We start from the raw sequence: 17,666 nt of genomic DNA, 5'->3' as shown, positions 1-17,666 counted from the left end.
GTCGCAGTATTTGTTCCTGAGCAGCTGCAGCCTGATCACCCACGACCCTGTCCTCGATCACGAACCCGGTGACGTTCGAGAAGCTCAACCCCTGCGAGCCAGTGCAGCGGCTACGAACCTTGATCGTCCTATTGATCACCATGCGCTCGAAAGCCCACCACCCCGGCCCGCCTTGGAGAGCTGCCGACTTCGGCCTCTTCCGCGTTCACCCGGGTGATGGTCAATTTCTCGCGAAATCGGCGTTCACCCGGGTGATGGTCAATTTCTCGCGAAATCGGCGTTCACCCGGGTGGTGGTCAATTTCTCGCGAAATCGGCGTTCACCCGGGTGGTGGTCAATTTCTCGCGAAATTGGGCTCTTCTGCTTCTTCTGCGGGTGGGTCAGGCGCATCCGGGGAGGGTGGGTCGGTGGCCGCCGAGGGCGAGCATGGCGAGGGCGAGCATGGCGAGGGCGATGCGGGCTTCGTGGTTCGGTTGCACCGCACTACCGCATGCGTCAGCGCAATTTGCCTGGTGCTGGATAACTCTTTGCCGCAGCGGTTTTCGGCATGCCAGTCCACGCCTGCATGAGCTCACCGTAGTGCGATGACCGGACAAGCAGATCGTCGTGCTCGCCGAGCAGGGCCTGTCTGCCGTCCATGACCAGCACCTGGCGCGCTCGCCGCGCGGAGGCGAGCCGGTGGGCGATGATCACGAGGATTCCGCCACGTTCGGCGAAAGCCCGCTCGGCTCGCGCCTCGGCAGCACCGTCGAGGTGCGTGGTGGCTTCATCCAGGACAATGATCCGAGCCGGGCTCGCATAAACCCTGGCGAGAGCCAACACCTGGCGTTCCCCGGAGGACAGCCCGACGCCTCCGTGCGCGAGCGCACCGGACAATCCGCCGAGCCTCTCGACCAAACCGGCGGCGCCGACCGCGTTGACCGCCGTCAGCAGGTGGGTGTCGTCGGCGTCGGGTGCCAGCAAGGCGAGATTCTCCCGGACACTGCCGGCGAACAGGTAGGTCTCCTGGGGAGTGAACGCGATGATCCGGGCGCGGTGCGCGGGATCGACGGCGTTGATCGGTACTCCGCCGAGCAGCACTTCGCCTTGGCATGGCGTGATGGTTCCGGTCAGAAGCCCGGCGAGGGTGGATTTGCCGATCCCGCTTGGGCCGACCACTGCCAGGTGGTCGCCGGGACGTAGCTGGAGTTCGAAGTCGCGCAGCACGGGTTCGGCGTGGCCGCCCCAGCGATGCGTCAGCCCCCGCACCGTGATTGTGCCGTCGCCCGGCTCGGCCCCACCGGTTCGCCGCACCGGTGGCTGAGCCTCCCCGAGCCGATTGAGCGTGACGAGCAGCCGCAGCACCACTGTGCTCATGGTCGCGGCGAATCCGTGCAGGGCCGGCTGCAGTGTCCCCGTCAGGTACACCAGCACTCCGACCACGGCTCCCGCACTGAGCCGTCCGTCGGTGTTCATACCGGGCGCTGCCGCGAGCACGAGGACAATCGGGAGGAAGCTACCGACCGCAACCACTGCGGTGCGCAGGGCTGCGGCGTTGGACATTAGGACGGAGGCGTTGGCCTGGGCGGTGATCGCCGCTCGAACCGTCGCGTCGGCGATGTTCTGGGCGCCGCATGCGACCACGTCTCGTGTGCCGGCAAGCACCGCTCCCGCAGTTGTGGCGGTGTGCTCGTCGGCCATGGCAACTCCTCGTTGCCGGCGGGCCAGGGCAGGCAGCAGGCAGAGGAACACCCCTACTGCGCCCACGATCGGCGGGCCGATGAGCCAGATCAACGGTCCCGACATCGTTGCCACTCCAGCAAGGGCACCGACGACCATCACCACGAGCCCTCTAGCTTGCACGAGCAATCCGGCCGTCGCGTCCCGGACGATCTCCACATGCTGGGTGATCCGTGCGACGCCGGCGGCATCCGGACCACCACGGGGCGGCGCGGTCTCATGCAGCACACCTTGTACCACCGTGCGCACCAAGGTGTCGCGTAGCGGCTCGACGATCGTGCCGAGCCGTTGCCATACCAGCCGCACTCCGACCGCGCCTGCCACTGCGGCGGCGGCGAACGCGGCCAGCCAAGCAAACCCCACCGCGACCCGACCCGCGGCGAAACCCTCATCGACGGCTCTTTGCACGAGTCCACCGGACAGGAAAGCCGGCAGCGCTTCCAGCGCAGAGCATGCCAGCAGGACCGACCAGTCCCGCCAGTGCCCGGAAAGAGCGCGCCAGTATCCAGCTGTGACCGTCACGGCTGGCCCTCCTCGGTGAACACGGCGCGGTAGGCGGGATCGATCCAAAGGACGTCGTGCGGGGCGATGGCGCGAACCCGACCGTCCTCCAACCACAAAACCGCGTCCGCGCGGCGCGCGGTGCCGGCCCGGTGCGTGACGACGATGCGGGTCAGATCCGGTAATGCGGTAGAGATGGCGGCCTCCACCCGCGCTTCCGTCACGGTGTCAAGGCTGGCGGTCGCGTCGTCGAGCACCAGCAACCGGGGCCGTCGCACCAGGGCCCTGGCCAGTCCGATGCGCTGCGCCTCACCACCGGAGAGCGGTGCTTGCGCCAGCGGAGTGCGGTACCTCGCAGGCAAGCGGTTGATGAGACCGTGGACATCGGCCAAGCGGCAGGCCGAGCGGACGTCGTCCGCGTCCGCGCCAGTGCCGTATGCCACCGCTGCGCCGACCGTGTCGCCAAGCAGCGTGGGCCGTTCGAAGCCATATCCGATGGCGGACCGGGCAACCACATGGGTGGCGAGCCCATCGAGCAGGACGTGACCTCGGTCCGGGCGGCGCAAGCCACCCAGAAGTTCGGCCAAGACCGACTTGCCGGAGCCCGACCGCCCGACCACGGCCACCGTGTCCCCGCCGGGCACCACGAGGTCGACGTCGGAGAGCGCACCGTCTACACCGACTCCGCGCAGCTCGAGCCTGCCCGGTCCGCGCGGCAAAAGCCGATGCGGTGCGGGTTCAGGATCGCCGTCGACCACCTCCGCGATCCGCGTGGCGCACGACCGCGCGCGGGCCAACGCCGTGAACAGCGGTATCTGCCGCACCAAGCCCAGTCCGAGAGTCGTGTAACCGAGCGCGGCGAGCACGTCACCGACGCTGATGTCCCCGGTCAGAACCCCGACCCCAGCCGTGCCGAGCACCGCCACTTGAACACAAGGCAGCAGCAGACCGGCCCGCCACATCATCCGCGCCTGTGTCCGCCACACTCCCGCGCCCGCCGCGCTCAGCCTGGGCAGGGGGCGTAGCACGCGCGCTGTCTCCTGGTCAGCCACACCTGCGGCGGCGATGGTGCGAAGCCCACCAACGGCGTCGAGCAACCGGGCGCCAAGTTCGCTGGAATTTTCCTGGTAAGCCAGCAAATCCGTGGCGGTATGCCGCAGGTGGGAGCGTGCTAGCAGGGCCGCGAGCGGTGTGGCGCACAGGAACACGACGGCGATTCGCCAGTCGAGCAGTGCGAGCGCGGTCACCGCTCCAGCCGACAGCACCAGAGCTGTGCCCAACTGGACCACGTTCGCAGTGATCTGCCCGGCGCCTGTGCAGTCACTGGAAATCCTGCTGACCGCGTCGCCGTTGGCAAGGACGGACCGGTTTCCGCCGCGGATCAGCCCGGCGACGAGGCGGACCCGGAGGCGGGCGGTAGCCGAAGCGGTGAGTCGCGCGGTCAGCGCCACTCCCATGACCTCGCCGATGATTTGGACCGAACCTAGCGAAACCAGCCACATAACCCGCGCAGGTCCGCCGTCTCCGGTGATGACGGCGTCGACGGCACCCGCGAGGGCACTGGGCAGCAGGAGACCGGCGGTGGCCGTCAGAAGAGCGGTGAGCACGAGCAAGGCCGCGGCACCCCGGTCCTGTTCAACTACCGAGCGCAGCACGCGATCGCCCACACCGGCCATGGGCCTGCTCCTTGTCGTTCGGGTTGCCTGCGGCCACACTGGGCGGTACGGGAGCGGCGCACCTGTCCTGCGCCGCTCCCGCACCTACGACCTCACTGGCAGGTCAGCAGGCTGACCGTGCTCTGCGCACACGCGGCGAGCAGGCTCAGGTTGCTCGCGCCGCCGTAGTTGGAGTCGCCGTAGCCGAGGTCGTTCTGAGCGTCGAGTTCCTGCAGTTCCAGAATCGTTCCCATGGTTTTATTCCCTTCATATTCATTTCGCTAACCGACCGTGATTCGGTCGGCGTCTTTGTGGGACGGATCAGGTGAGTGCGCCGAAGAAGGGCAGCACACGGCCATGACCGTCGAGGGTTGCGGCGACGGTCGTCAGCACCCCGGCACCTCCGGTACCGAGGTCCATTGACAGCCGCAGCAACTGGTTACCGGGGATCGCGATTCCACCGTCGCCATAAGGGATTGCATGCCAGCCCAGGGCGGACAGGTGTCGTGCGATCGCTTCGGCCAGAATAGGGTCGGGTGAACGCCGGTGAGCCGCGGCCAGCGCCGCGAGCAGCCCACAGCGGCCGAACAGCAGACCGGGATGGATAACGAACTCTCCGACGCAGCCGCGGAGCAGGTCGGACTGCCGGCGTAGGCATGACGCGTCCGGGTGCCGCGCGGCGAGCTCCTCTGCCACCAGCGCGATTCCCGCGCTGCCCACCGCCAGATATGGCAGGGTGCGGGCGTGGCCGTCACGGACCTGGAGGACACCGTCGTCGGTGGTCACGCACTCGTCCAGATCCCGGCTGAGCGCGCGGTCGGCGAGTTCGAGCCAGCCACGGTCGCCGGTGTCGTTATAGAGGTGAGTGAACAGCAGTGCGGGGCCGGACCAACCGTCGAGCAGCCCCGCCCGGCCGACCTCTCCGGGGGGCAGCGCGCGGGTCAGTGCGTCGGCGAGGTGGTCACCCAGGTTGTGGGCGTGTTCCCGGAACTCGCGGTCCTCCCTGCTACCGGCAAAATGCAAGAGGTTCAGCGCGATTCCGGACAGGCCGGCAGCGAAACCGTGGTCGCGGGTTTGCGTGACGAGAAGCTCGGCACCGGCAAGCAGCGCGTCCGCTTCGTCGTGATGGCCGAGGTTCTCCAGCACGTAGGCGATTCCGTGCGCTCCGTCGAAGAAACCAGGACGTGCAGGCGGTGTCCGGCGGACGGCGTCGACCAGCCAGCGTTCGTGCTCCGGGTAGCGGCCCGTTCCTGCGACATCCAATGCGTGCAGGACACCCGCCGCGCCATAGGCGAAACCGGTGCCACCGAGACGAAACTGCTCGATGTCGCCGGGGAACAACCGGTCGTCGCGTTCGGGCGTCGCGGAGCAGAGGATCGCTTCGGCGAGGCCTTTGCGCACCACACCCCAGTCCGGATTCGGCTGGTCGAGCTCGGTCGCGGAGACGACGTCAGCAGGAGCCAGCTCATTGCGGATCGAGTCGCCGTAGCCGTTCGGGAGCGGGAACCTGCGCTCGATCACTTCGACGAATCCGGACAGTTTGCCCGGGGAGAGTTCCAACAGCGGATTCAGCGGCAGAAACATCCAGAGTTTCAGCGCAGCGAGCGCATACCGGTCGATGGCGAACCCAGTGCGGCCCTTGGGAGCACGGAATCCGGGCGCTCCGAGCGCGGGACGTGGCGCGTCGTCGTCGGCGGAGGCCATCTCGAAGTCGATAAAGGAGACGCCGCCGTCCTCGTCGACCAGCACGTTGAGCGCGTGCAGATCACCGAAGACCACCCCCCGTTCGTGGACGCGGTCCAGCAGTCGCTCCACTTTTTCCAGCAGATCAACGGCGCGGTCCGTGTAGTCGGCGATTTCGTGCTCGTCCGGATGCTGCCGCGTGAGTGGATACCGACGCGCCAACCACGAGCCGAGCGGAACGCCGGGCACCAGGTCCATGGCGAGGAAGGTGTGCTCCCACACTTGGAAAAGCTCGTGCGCGGTGGGAATGCCGTCGATGTCGGCGAGGCGGCGCAGGATGTCGTTCTCACGATGCAGCCGGGCTACCGCATCGGTACCGTCGCGGTCCAGGCCTGCGTGCGGGCGCGCTTCCTTGAGTACGACCTGTTCGCCGTCGGCGTCGCGCACGGCGCGGTAGACACCGCCGCCGTTGGAGAAGTGCAGCGATGACGTCACGCGGTAGGGAAGCGCGGCGCGATCACCACTTTTGCGCGCGTCCAGCGATGCACTCAGGCAGTCGGGCACATTAACCCAGTCGGGGACGGAGAAACTCGTCCCGCGTTTGTCGGGAACCAGCGCTCCGTCCGGGCCCTGTATGGCGAGCACGCGAGTTCCGTCCAACTCCACCGAACGCTCCACGAACCCGCCGTAACGGACGTACAATGGTCCCGGCCCATAGCGAAGGTCGCTGAGGATGTACGGGCCAGCCTCGCCCCGCAACTGCTGAGACAATTCTTCCAGCACCAGTTCCAGCTGATGCTCGTCGAGTGGATAAATTGTGACGAACTTGCCGCTCGCGGACCGCGGCGCATATTTGGCGTTGCGGGACAGGAGAACCTTGGGGCTGCGCAAGTGTTTGAACGCGACACGCTCCCGCAGGCAGTACTCGTGGACGGTCGACAGCACCCTCTCCGCGTTGTCCAGCGTGGCCGAAACGTGCACCTTCCAGCCCTGATCGGGTAGATCGACGTCGTGCGGACGCAGCATCCGCCACGTCCCGAGATTGCTCTCGATCCAGTCTTCTGCCGGTGCGGAAAGCAGGGTCGCGTAATCGTCGTGCAGACCGGAGGGTCGGTGTTGCTCGTCAAAAAAGAGCGGATCTGCGAAGCAGAAAGCTTCGTATCGAAGATCCATTCCAGCCCTCTCGGTATGCGGACGTGAGCATGCGTCCAAGTTAGTTGAAACCGCCTCGGCGAGCGCAGGGCATTCCGGCGCCAGGCCGCCGATAAATTGCGCCACGTTTTTCCGGAATCGCCAAGACGCCGTTTCGGTGATCACCATAGGCCGAACGAGTGTATACCAAAGATGTGCTTGCCGGAAGACAGTTACTCTACGTGATCGTAATTCAAGGTAAGATTCACCCGCTTGTACAGTAACAAGACCTCCTTTCAGCGAAAATGATCGGCGTGGGCGTGGAGCCGATGCGGCGTGTCCGAGATCTCATGAAATCCGCTTTCTCATCGTCCGCTACGAGGCGCGGTCGTTGACCGAACGTCGCCCATTCACCTTCGGGCATACCAATGCGCCTTTTTGGGCAATTGATTTGGTCCGCCAGAAGCGAGGTCGGCTGGGACCGGCCATCGTGTCATTTGCCACCGCTTCTCGAAGAGACGCGAGCTCGCCGACACTTTCACGCCACGAGGCCACATGCGAGCTGTCATGACGAAGACGAAGGCCCGCGTGCGATCGAGGAGGGCTTTGCTGCCCGCATGTCGGCACGCAGGGGCCTTAGATTCGTTTTCTGGTCGCCGCGCTGCGGTGATCGCCGAATCGCGACAGGTCTGCCGCCTCCGACAAGCCCATCCTGATGCCGGCACCGAGCGCAGCGGTCGCCCGCCAACAGCGCAGCGTGCGAACCGGCTAACGGAGAGGCCACGAAGTTCCACGTGCCAGAGCGGAGAGGGGGCGTCGATCAGCGTGACGAGCCCGAGCCCCGGCGGAACGTAGCCGCGGCGCGAAGCTTTTCCGGCCGTGCCCGTCTCTTCGACGGTTATGCCGGTGCTACCCGAGCCGCAGACGGTGGTCGGTGCCGTTCTCCCCAACGAAGGAACCGCCGAAAGCGCTTGGGGATGTGCTGGACCCGTTGATCGGCAAGCTGCGAGGGTGTTTTCAGCCGCGAGGGTGTCCTCGAACTCAGTCGACTGCGGAAGAGAACTGCGGCATCGAGACCGCCGGGACGCGGGCCGCTCCCGGCTTCGGCTCTTCGGCCGGAGTCGTGTTGAACAGCGTTTCCTCGACGGGCTCGGGCTGCTTGACCGTCTCCGGCTTGACCGGCTGCGGCTTGACCGGCTCGGCGGCCTTCTTGCTGAGGTGCTCGCGGGTGCGCTGCGCGGCGCCGCGGATCTGCTCGGTCAACTGCTTGTTGGCCTGCCGGACCTGCTCCTCCTCGCGCTCCTGCTGGCGCGTGCTGCGCGCCGGCTCGGGCTTCGGGGCGCGCGCGGCCTTGATGTAGCGGTCGAGGACGGCCCGGAGTCTTTGGGCGTGCTCGTCGTTCAGGTCGATTTCGTATGTCACACCATCCAGCGCGAAGGTGACGGTGTGGTTGGCTAGGGACCCGTCGATGTCATCGACGAGTTCGACCTGAATCCGTTCGGCCATGATCACCTGTCTCGGGAGCGTGCCCCGCCTCGATCCGCGACACTTGCAGGTAAGACTACTGCGAGCCTTGACCAGACCATGCCGTAGCACGCGGCAGCGCCGTTGTCTCGTACTCAACCATAGAGCAGCCGGATGCCCAGCCGATAACCGCCGGGCGGGTCACGTACCGCCCGCGTACGGCAGCGGTCAGTGGCCACCAACGGACAGTAACCGCTGTGAGGCAATCCTAGCAAGTAATCCAGTGCACATCGAAGAGGATTCCGGTGGGGCCGGACCATTCTCGCAGCGATCGTAGCGCACCTCCCGGACGGGAATGTCAGCCGCCAGCAATTTCGCCTCGAGCGTCGAGAACTCCGCGCTGTCGGACCTCGACGTCCGGCGGGTAGTCGGAGCGCCCGACTCGGGGCCGGTGATCCTCGGCAGGCTGAAGTTGCGCAACCGGGCGAATGCCGTGGCACGCGGTCCGTTCCGGTCGTGAGTGCGAAAACGGACTGGAGGCCGCTTTCGCACTCACGACTTCGTTGCGGATTCATGGTAGGAGATCGATGACGAACACCTGACCACCTTTTCCCACGCACGGTTCCATTTCTGCTTCGGTGCCTTCGGCGGTGCTCGAGCCGACGATGCCGACGCACCCCTGGCCCTTCACCCGGAGCACGTACTGTCCACTCCCATACAGTCCGCTGGGTTCGATCTCGAAAGAACTGCCTTGTTCGCAGTCGTCCCTTGGTTCCAGCAGTCCGGCCCCGGGCCCCTCGGACAGTGCCTTCAGGCAGCCCCTGCCGTAGTCGGGGTGGTGCCACTGGATGCGGTAATTACCTTCACCCGTGGGCTCCAGCAGGGTAGTTTGCGGCGCCACTTCGTCGCACGGGCGCTGCACCGCCACCAGCGGGACATACCGGTAGTTCTGGACCCGCCCATCGGTCAGGCACAGGTGAAGAGCCGTAACGGGGCGCAGTCGTACCCACCCACGCGGCAGTGTTGACCAGATACCCGAAGTGGTGGACTCCGTGTGCTGGACGTCCCCGGCTGGCCGGCCGAATGGGATCAGCATCCAGGCAACCGACGCGGTAACGGCTCCGAACGCGGCGGCCATTGTCAGTGGCAGGAGATGCCCTTTGAACCTCTTGTCGCTCGGTTGTCCGTGCCTGACCGGTTCTGTTGGCGCTGCTTCGGCCGGTTCTGTGGGTGCGGGGTCGGCTTTGTCCAACCCATGTTCGAGTGCTTCCCCGCGAGCGATCACGTCCAACGCATCAAGCCATGCCGTCGCTTCGCTTCCGCGCCCGCAGGCGTGCACGAAGGCAGTCAGTAATTCCGGACGCGGCAGCCTCTTTCCGCCTAGAACGTCGGCCAAGGTGCTGCGCGCCAAAATCTCACCACGCGCGGCCGCACGCTCCTCCAATTGCCGGTAGGTCAGCTGTGATTCTTGCTTGAGCCGTCGCATCAGCGCTACGAACTCCACGGCGTCGCGCGGCTTTACCCCCAGGATTTCCATACCTGCCATCTTCGTCGGTCGCGCATCACTCGGCATCGTCCATTCGAGCTGTCCGAGATCGGCGGCGCGAGGCCGGACGCGCATCCGGACAAGGCGCTGATCAGCCGTTATCGAATCGGACCTTCCGGGACAGGGCGCTTGTGTTGACGTGGACTCGGTCGCGCCAGCAAGATTTCGACGTTCCGCCTGCCCGTTTCTCGACGGGGATGAAGGAAATCGCAACAGAATGCGAAGGGAAAATACATGCGCAGCACCGCTAACTGGCGCGCGACCGCCGCCGTCTTCCTGATGGCGTTCTCGGCCATCACGGCTCTCGGCCCTGCCGCGGCCGCGAATCCGGTAGCCGATTCCGGGATTGCTCCGATGGAAACCACGGCACCCAAGTGCATGCTGGACAAGGAGAAGAAGGGGAAAATCTACACCACGGTGTGGGTCACCAACTCGTGCAAGCGCAACTACCGGGTCCAACTGATCATGGCACGAGGTGCGGACAGTCGCTGTTTCTCCATCACGCCCGGTCAAACCCGCAGCCACACGTCCCGTGGCATTAGCCCGTACCTGGACCGCATCATCCTGTGCTGAGCCCGTCCGCGAGTCCAAGGGCGTTCGACCGGAGTGAACACTAATCCTCCGCTGACCCGAGTTTCCTGAAACAGCTACTGCCGCTCCGGCCGCATCGCGGAGCGGCAGTCTGCGTCGTCAGCGTGATCCGCCGACAGCGCTTGGTTTGGCGGACGTCACCGCGCCGAGATGCGCCGGTAAGAAGCCGCCGACCCGAGCAGCGATGCCGGCAAGCCGACCAGCACCGGGCCACGGGCTCGCTGCTCACGGAACTGTTCCCGCCGCAGCTGCGCTACAGCGGTGTTGCGATCGCGTTCGACCCGGGGGTGTGGTCAACGGATTCCGGCCGGAAACCCAGTTGGCCGGCAGGAAAAGGGTTGGGAGGAAGACGTGATGCGGCTGGCGGATGCTGCCTCGGCTGATCTCAACCGCTTCACCGAGCAGCTGTCCGCTTGACCGGACGGTCTCGGTGGGACGAAGCAACTGAGTGCCCCTGCATTTGGGACCAAATAGCAGGTCACGCCGCCCACAGATCAGTCACAAAATCCGGTTCTGGAAATGGCACACGCTCTGAATACGGGTCCGATGTCGTGCCGAGACGGTGGGTCGAATTAGATTTTCGGGCATTCTTTGATACCCGTTCGTCCTGCTATGGAGTTTCTCGGTTGAGAGTGCCCGAGGCGGCTGGTTGGCTACTGGGCAACGCGCTTGAACAGGGCGCCCCGATATTTCTTGAAAGGAATCTCCATGGGTGTGAAGAATGCAGTGAAGCGGGTCGTGGTGGGGCTCGGCGCGACCGGTCTACTCAGCGGTGCGCTGCTGACGGGCACGGTGGCGACCGCCTCGGCCTCGACCATTCCGAAGGGGCATATCCAGATCTGTGCCCAGGGTAACTACTCCGCCTACGTGGAAGTTCACCCGGCCGAACTCGGCGGCGGCATGACCACGGTCGGCATGTCCAGTACCGTTCAGCGGCCGGGCAACTGCTGGATTCACAGGCTCAGCACCCACGGCGTTGACGCCCCGGTCGACGTGTGGGGCATTCGCCCCGACGGGTCGACGTTCCACGTCGGTGCCGCCTCGTACAACAGTAAGGACGGCCTGGGTCTCGGTGCGCAGGGCACCGTTAGCAGGCCCACGATGGCGAAGTGGTGATCCGGCCAGTAGTGCACGGCCGCGGGCGCGACATCGGTTCCGCCCGCGGCCCTTTTGGGCTCTTCTGCTTCTTCCGTGGGCTAGGCGTGTCCGGGGATTGTCACTCACGACCGGACGGGCACTGGTCGTGAGTGGTGGTTCCGGTAAGAACCGGCATTGCCACTCACGACCGGACGGGCACTGGTCGCTCTCTTGTGGACATTGCAAGATCGCGGCGCGCGGCTTCAAATCGTGGCTTCCTGAGCCGACGAGGCTCGGAAACGCGGTCGGCGGGCTTGCCCTTTGATGTGGTCCGCCGACGGGTTCGTCGGCGGACCACATCGCAAGGCTCACTTACTGGTCGACGCGCTGAGCACGCCCTCCTCGTGGTGGGGCCAGCGGGCCGGTTCGCCGACGGGCTTGTCGCCGAGCACCGTGACGCGGCGGCCGACCCGGCGGCCGGTGTAGTCGTTCACGGCGTAGTGCTGGGTCGCTCGGTTGTCCCAGACCGCTACCGCGCCGGGGATCCAGCGGTAGCGGCAAACCCGTTGCGGGCTCTCGGAAACTTCGAACAGGTGGTTCAGCAGCGCGTCGCTCTCACCCGAGGTCAGCTGCGGGATTCGGCGGGTGAACATGCGGTTGACGTACAGCGAGCGGCGGCCGGTTTCCGGGTGCGTGCGCACCACGGGGTGCTCGGCCTCGCTGCGGAACGACCCGTTCGGGTGCTCGAAGACGTGCACCGCGGTGAGCCCTTCGAGCAGGTCGCGCACCGGCGCGGACAGCGCTTCAAAGGCCAGGTACTGGTTGCTCCACATCGTGTCGCCGCCTGCCGGCGGGCATTCCACGAGCTGCAGCACCGACGCGATCGGCGGCGAGGGGCTGAACGTGACGTCGGTGTGCCAGACGTCGGCGCGCGCGCCCTGATCGGAGTCCAGCACCACCAGCTCGTCGTGCCCGGGAAGCTTCGGCAGGAACGGGTGCACCTCCAGTTCGCCGAACCGGCGGCCGAACGCCTTGTGCGCTTCCGGTTCGAGTCCGGCCGCGTCCGGGAAGAACAGCACGAGGTGGTTCAGCAGTAGTTCCCGCAGCGCGGTGAAATCGGAGTCGGTCAGCGCGTCGAGCGGAACGCCGCGCACTTCCGCGCCGAGGGCCCCGGACACCGGGCGCACGTCGAAACGGTTCTCGGTCATTTTTCTCCGCCTTTCTCGGACGTTTTCGGGCAGGGCGAAATGCCCTTTCGTCGCCCGGGAAAAACATTCGGGCGATGGTTGACGGGAATTGTTCTGAATCGGCACTCTGGTCGTGCCGGACGTCGTTTCCGGCGGCCCCCGAACACCTTCGTCGAAAGGACGCTCATGCCGCACGATGCCGCTGCCGAGCTCGCCCGCCTCGTGGACCTGGCGACCCCGTTCGCGATCCGCACCGCGGTCGCCCTGCGGCTGCCGGAGTTGGTCGAGGCCGGCACCACCGGCCTGGCGGAGTTGGCCGCCGCGAGCGAGTGCGACGAGGACTCGCTCGCGCGGCTGCTGCGGCACCTGGTGTCCGTCGGCCTGTTCGCCGAAACGGCGCCGGGCGCCTACGGGCTCACACCGCTGTCGCGCGAACTGCTCGGCGAGGACCACCGCTGGCAGCGCGGCTGGCTCGACATCGGCGGCCCGGGCACGAAGATGGACCTCGCCTACACCGGGATGCTGCATTCGGTGCGCACCGGCGAATCCGCGTACGGCCGGGTGCACGACGTCGAGTTCTGGGCGGACTACCAGCGCGACGAACGGCTGCGGCTGTTCTTCGGCGCGATCATGGCCGCGCACGCCTGGCAGACCGGCCCGGCCGTGGCCGCGGAGTACGACTGGTCCGGGGTGCGGCGGGTGCTCGACGTCGGTGGTGGCACGGGGGCACTGCTCTCGGAGGTGCTGCTCAAGCACCAGCACCTGACGGGCGCCGTGCTGGATCTGCCACCGGTGCGTCCCGAAGCCGAGCAGGCGTTCGCCGAGGCGGGGTTGTCCGAACGCGCGGAGTTCGTCGGCGGCAGCTTCTTCGATCCGCTGCCGGCCGGCTACGACGTGCTGCTGGTGTCGCGGGTGCTGACCGACTGGAACGACGAGAACGCCACGAAGATCCTGCGCCGCTGCGGCGAGGCCGCGGGGCCGGACGGACGCGTCGCGATCGTCGAGGTGCTCGCCGGTGAGGAGCACGCGAAGAACAACTCCTCGTTCGACCTGCAGTCGCTGACGCTGCTGGGCGGTCGTGAGCGCAGCGTCAACGACTTCCACGCGCTGGCCGCGGCCGCGGGCCTGTCGGTGCACGCCACGCACCGCTGGCCGAGCGGGCTGGTCGTCGTGGAGTGCACGGGCTGACACCGCGCTCACGCCCAGGACGGGAGCCGCCGGGCCCGCGGGTCCGGCAGCAACCCCAGCTGGTGCAGCCGGTCCAGCGGGGTCAGCGGGTGCACGCCCAGCCCGGACATCGTGTGCATCACGGTGTAGCGGATGCGGTCGTTGCCCCCGGTGCCGCGCAGCGCCCGGCGGCCGGCGAACCGGCCCACCCACGACAGGTCCGTGATCATCCGCGCCGCGTTGTGGCTCGTTCTGCCGATGTGCGCCAGATTCTCCCGGCGTGCGGCCGAATACCGCGCCAGCGCGTGGTCGACGGCGGCCGGGGCGAGCGAGCCGCCCTGCCGCAGCATCGTGGCGAGCTCGTGAGCGTCGGCGATCGCGCTGTTCATGCCCTGCGCGGCCATCGGGTGCACGGTGTGCCCGCTTTCCCCGACCAGCGCCAGGCCCGGGACGGCGAGCGATGGCGCGAGGAACCGGGGCACCGGCAGCAACTGCCGGGCGGCGAGGTGCGTGCGGATCGACGCCTCCAGCGGTGCCAGCGCGGGAGTCTCCCGGACCAGGTCGGTGGCCCAGCGATCCAGTCCGCCGGCGTTGAGACCGCGCATCTCGTGCGCCCCGGTCTGCGCGTAGAGCCGGATCCGGCCCGCCGGCAACGGGTAGCGCAGGCGTAGCCCGCGTGGCGTGACGTAGGCGGAGAAGTCGGGTTCGACCTCCGGTGCGTCGTGCAGCTCCAGCGCGACCAGCCGGTGCGGGTAGTCGTCGCGGCGGATCTCGATGCCGGCCTCGCGACGCAGGCGGGACGACACGCCATCGGCAGCCACCACGAGCGCTGCCTCGACGACGTCGTCGCCGATCCGGACGCCGGTGACCCGGCCGCCGGTGAAAATCAGGCCGGTCACCAGTTCTCCACGGCAGAACTCGACGTTGTCCGGCAGGGATTTCGCAAGCGCTTCGAGGATCGCCGGGTAATCGTGGGCGAGCAGCCAGTTGCGCTGCACGGGCAGGCGCGCGTAGTCGAGAGCCATCTGCGCGCGGCCTTCGGCGTCGCGGGCGACCAGCTTCCCGAGCCGCAGTGCCCCGGCCGCTTCCAGTCGCAGCGCGACGCCCCACTCGTGCAGGATCGCCAGTGCCCCCGGCTGGAAGACCTCGCCCTTGGCGACCGGCCGCACCCGCTCCTGCTTGTCCACCAGCAGCACGCGCCGACCCAGCCGGCCCAGCGCGCACGCCGCCGCCAGCCCGGCGACGCCGGCGCCGCACACCACGACGTCGTAGCTCATCCCGCCACCGCCTTCCGGTAGCGGGCAAGGGCTTTCAGCGCGAGACCGTGGGCTAACGCGGGATTCGGGTACCGGCAGACGTGCCGCACGTATTCGTTGACGTTCGCGGCGGGCCAGCCGCCGGCGGGCAGCCGGTGCGCCAGCAGCCAGTCCACACCGGACCGCGCGGAATCTGGTTCGGCCCCGGCGGCCAGCAGCGCCGACACCGCCCAGCCGGTCTCCTCGACGGTCCCGGGCTCGCCGTCGCCGGTGCCCCACGAGCCGTCGGCCAGCCGCGTGCGTTCGAGCCACGCCCGCGCGCGTCGTGCCGGTTCGCCCTCTGCCGCACCGGCTTTGACGAAAGTCTGGAGTACGGCCGAGGTGCCCGCGGTGTGCATGCGGTACCAGACGGACTCGAAACTTCCGTCCGGCTTCTGCGCCTTGCCCAGCCAGCGCAGCGCGCGGCGGACGCGGCGGTCTTCGGCGGGCACGCCCGAGTCCAGCAGCCCGTCCACGGCCTGCGCGGTCATGTGCGGGCACGGTCCGCTGTTGGCGACCTTCGTGTTTCGCACGCACAAGCCCCACGAGCCGCGGGTGTCCTGCTGCAGCGTCAGCCAGGTGACGCCGCGGCGCACGGCATCGGCCTGGTCCGTGCCGGGCAAGTGGTTCAGCGCGGACAAGATTTCGCCGGTCTCCAGCGTCGCGGGCCAGCCGCGAGTGCCCGACCAGCCCCAGAACCCGGGCGCGCAGCCGAATGCGGTGAAAGGCTGATCCTGTTGCAGGCGAAGGAAGAGCTCCTTGACGGCGGCCAGCCGGGGATCCGCTGCGTACCCCGCTTCGAGCAGACCGGCGGTGGCGTACATCGACCAGGTCAGGTCCAGCGGCCCGCTCGACCACGAGCCGTCGGGCGCGGCCATCCGGCGGAACCAGCCGACGGCGCCGTCGACCATGTCACCGCCCAGCCCGGCACGCGCGAGCCCGGCGCAGATCAGACCGGTCACCCAGGCGTCCTCGCACCAGCCGCCGGTGCTGCCCTCGTGCTCGTAGACCTGCCGGATCACCGCGAGCGCGTTCGGCTCCGCGAGTTTCGCCAACGACCGCTGCAGCCGGGTCAGCGGTTTGTGCCGCGCCTGGGCCAGGCCGAGCGCGGAGACCATCGGCGCGCGCAGGTCGAACAGCCGCCGGTACAGCCCGGGCAGCAGCGCCAGCTCAAGCGGGAATCGCCGCATCTCGCGCGCGTCGAGCCAGCCCGCGAAGCCGTAGAACTGCCGGCACCAGGCGACGACCTCCGCGTGCGGGATCGCTTCCAGGCCGCCGAATTCCCGCATCCATTCCTGACCGGCCCCGACCGCGGCGGCGTTGCCGCGCGGATCTGTCAGGTGCAGCACGGCCGACGCCACTGCCGTCGGCCCGGCCTCGGACGCCTCGCCGGGCACCATCGCCCAGCCGCCGTCGGCCGCCTGCGTGCGCTTGAGCCAGCCGACGCCTGCCTCGATCAGGTCCGCGGCCCCTCCGGGATCGGCGAAGTGCAGCGCGCACACCGCGCCAACCGTGCCGAGCGTCGAGGTCAGGCTTGCTCCGCCGTAGTCGAACACCCCGTCCTCGCGTTGTGCGGCGAACAGCGCCTCGGCGCCCTCGGTGATCGCCTCGGTGATCTGGTCGGAACGCGGGAAGGTCACGCCGGGTCCTTTCTCCCGGCCACCGTAGGGGCGGGCGGGAACTCGTGGCGGGCGCGCATCAGCGCTTGGGTGAGCAGCGAGAACAGCAGTACGGGCAGCACGAGTGCGAGCGCGAAGCGGCTGCCGGTGGCACCTGCGATGACCGCGGCGGCGAGCGCGAGGCGTTCGGCCACCAGCAGTTCGTGGGCGCGCAACGCGGTCCGCGCGCCCACGACGTCGCCCGCGCGCACCAACGGCGTGAACGCGCGGGCCCCGATGACGGCGGCGACGGCGGTGATAGCGAGCTGGGCGGCCGGATCCGTTGTCGCCCAAACCGCGCCGAACACGACCAGCGCGACGCCACCGCTGTACAGGCGCAGGGCGTGCCGGACCGCGTGCCGGACGCCGCGGCGCACCGGCACCGAGCGGTAGCCACCGGCGCGGTCGCCGTCGACGTCGCGGACCGTTCCCACCAGATTCGACGCGGTGTCGTGCAGGAGGAAACCCGCCGCCACCGGCAGCAGCGGCCACGGGGGCCATGGCGCAGCCACCATTGCGCCGATCACGAGGGCGAGCGCGGTGAGCGCGCCGCGCGTGACGTTGCCGGCGATGCCGCGGCTCTTGAACACCTTGCTGTAGCCGACGATCCCGGCCACCGCGACGACGAACAGCGGCACGATTCGCCAGTTCGCCCACACCACCAGCACGGCCGAAAGCGCCGCGCACGCCAGGCCACCGCACAGCGCGGCCTCGGTGGACAGCCGTCCCGACGGGATCGGCCGATGCGGTTTGCCGATCGCGTCGAGATTGCGGTCGAAGTAGTCGCCGAGGTAGTGCCCGGACAGCCAACCCAGCGTCGGGGCCAGCGCCGCCACGACCAGCGCGTCCGCACGGCCCGCGCCCCCGGCCACCGCGGTCCCCGCGAGGCCGAGCAGCGCGGGGTAGCACGAGGTGTATGGGCGCCAGGTCTGCACGTGAGCGAGAACCGACCAGCCGATCCGCCGGCACAGTCGCGTGATCGCCGGCGCCAC

At 68.0% G+C, this 17,666-nt stretch carries 13 protein-coding genes; 3 read left to right on the top strand and 10 right to left on the bottom strand.

The annotated features are described in order from the left end of the window. Positions 1-495: 495 nt before the first annotated feature. The 6 genes from FDZ84_RS37180 to FDZ84_RS37155 form a co-directional block, all read right to left on the bottom strand. Complete coding sequence (locus FDZ84_RS37180; protein ID WP_168589654.1) at positions 496-2,241, bottom strand: ABC transporter ATP-binding protein; 1,746 nt, start codon at positions 2,239-2,241, stop codon at positions 496-498. After that, positions 2,238-3,896, bottom strand: coding sequence for an ABC transporter ATP-binding protein (locus FDZ84_RS37175; RefSeq protein ID WP_168589653.1), 1,659 nt, complete (start codon positions 3,894-3,896; stop codon positions 2,238-2,240). The genes FDZ84_RS37180 and FDZ84_RS37175 overlap by 4 nt, the downstream gene beginning before the upstream one ends. A gap of 92 nt (positions 3,897-3,988) precedes the next feature. Beyond that, the gene (locus FDZ84_RS37170) at positions 3,989-4,129 is read right to left on the bottom strand and encodes a SapB/AmfS family lanthipeptide (RefSeq protein WP_168589652.1); all 141 of its coding nucleotides are present in this window, start codon (positions 4,127-4,129) and stop codon (positions 3,989-3,991) included. A gap of 67 nt (positions 4,130-4,196) precedes the next feature. Continuing rightward, positions 4,197-6,731, bottom strand: coding sequence for a class III lanthionine synthetase LanKC (lanKC, locus tag FDZ84_RS37165; protein WP_168589651.1), 2,535 nt, complete (start codon positions 6,729-6,731; stop codon positions 4,197-4,199). A 999-nt stretch (positions 6,732-7,730) separates the two neighbouring features. Continuing rightward, entirely contained in the window at positions 7,731-8,195 is a 465-nt protein-coding gene (locus tag FDZ84_RS37160; protein WP_168589650.1) for a histone-like nucleoid-structuring protein Lsr2, read from the bottom strand. Between the two features lie 529 nt (positions 8,196-8,724). Then, complete coding sequence (locus FDZ84_RS37155; RefSeq protein WP_168589649.1) at positions 8,725-9,690, bottom strand: RICIN domain-containing protein; 966 nt, start codon at positions 9,688-9,690, stop codon at positions 8,725-8,727. Positions 9,691-9,933: 243 nt separating this feature from the next. Between FDZ84_RS37155 and FDZ84_RS37150 the strand changes: the two genes are divergently transcribed. Both FDZ84_RS37150 and FDZ84_RS37145 read left to right on the top strand, forming a co-directional pair. Next, positions 9,934-10,272, top strand: a complete 339-nt coding sequence (locus tag FDZ84_RS37150) for a hypothetical protein (protein WP_168589648.1) — start codon at positions 9,934-9,936, stop codon at positions 10,270-10,272. Between the two features lie 726 nt (positions 10,273-10,998). After that, positions 10,999-11,406: a hypothetical protein gene (locus FDZ84_RS37145; protein ID WP_168589647.1), complete on the top strand. Its 408-nt coding sequence runs from the start codon at positions 10,999-11,001 to the stop codon at positions 11,404-11,406. A 329-nt stretch (positions 11,407-11,735) separates the two neighbouring features. Here the strand turns inward: FDZ84_RS37145 and FDZ84_RS37140 are convergent, their stop codons facing one another. Next, positions 11,736-12,575: a TauD/TfdA family dioxygenase gene (locus FDZ84_RS37140; protein WP_168589646.1), complete on the bottom strand. Its 840-nt coding sequence runs from the start codon at positions 12,573-12,575 to the stop codon at positions 11,736-11,738. A gap of 165 nt (positions 12,576-12,740) precedes the next feature. Here FDZ84_RS37140 and FDZ84_RS37135 point away from each other — a divergent pair, with 165 nt between their 5' ends. Then, on the top strand, positions 12,741-13,742 hold the full coding sequence (locus FDZ84_RS37135) for a methyltransferase (RefSeq protein WP_168589645.1): 1,002 nt from the start codon (positions 12,741-12,743) through the stop codon (positions 13,740-13,742). 8 nt (positions 13,743-13,750) lie between these two features. Here FDZ84_RS37135 and FDZ84_RS37130 read toward each other — a convergent pair whose 3' ends face one another. The 3 genes from FDZ84_RS37130 to FDZ84_RS37120 are packed head-to-tail and all read right to left on the bottom strand — an operon-like array spanning position 13,751 to position 17,666. Beyond that, complete coding sequence (locus FDZ84_RS37130; RefSeq protein ID WP_168589644.1) at positions 13,751-14,998, bottom strand: NAD(P)/FAD-dependent oxidoreductase; 1,248 nt, start codon at positions 14,996-14,998, stop codon at positions 13,751-13,753. After that, on the bottom strand, positions 14,995-16,656 hold the full coding sequence (locus FDZ84_RS37125; protein ID WP_168589643.1) for a prenyltransferase/squalene oxidase repeat-containing protein: 1,662 nt from the start codon (positions 16,654-16,656) through the stop codon (positions 14,995-14,997). The genes FDZ84_RS37130 and FDZ84_RS37125 overlap by 4 nt, the downstream gene beginning before the upstream one ends. Next, positions 16,653-17,666: a UbiA family prenyltransferase gene (locus FDZ84_RS37120; protein WP_246868688.1), complete on the bottom strand. Its 1,014-nt coding sequence runs from the start codon at positions 17,664-17,666 to the stop codon at positions 16,653-16,655. The genes FDZ84_RS37125 and FDZ84_RS37120 overlap by 4 nt, the downstream gene beginning before the upstream one ends.

This window comes from Saccharopolyspora sp. ASAGF58, assembly GCF_012277335.1.
Taxonomy (GTDB): Bacteria; Actinomycetota; Actinomycetes; order Mycobacteriales; family Pseudonocardiaceae; genus Saccharopolyspora; species Saccharopolyspora hattusasensis.
Note: the sequence above shows the minus strand (reverse complement) of the source record. Positions and strands in the feature narration are given on the sequence as shown.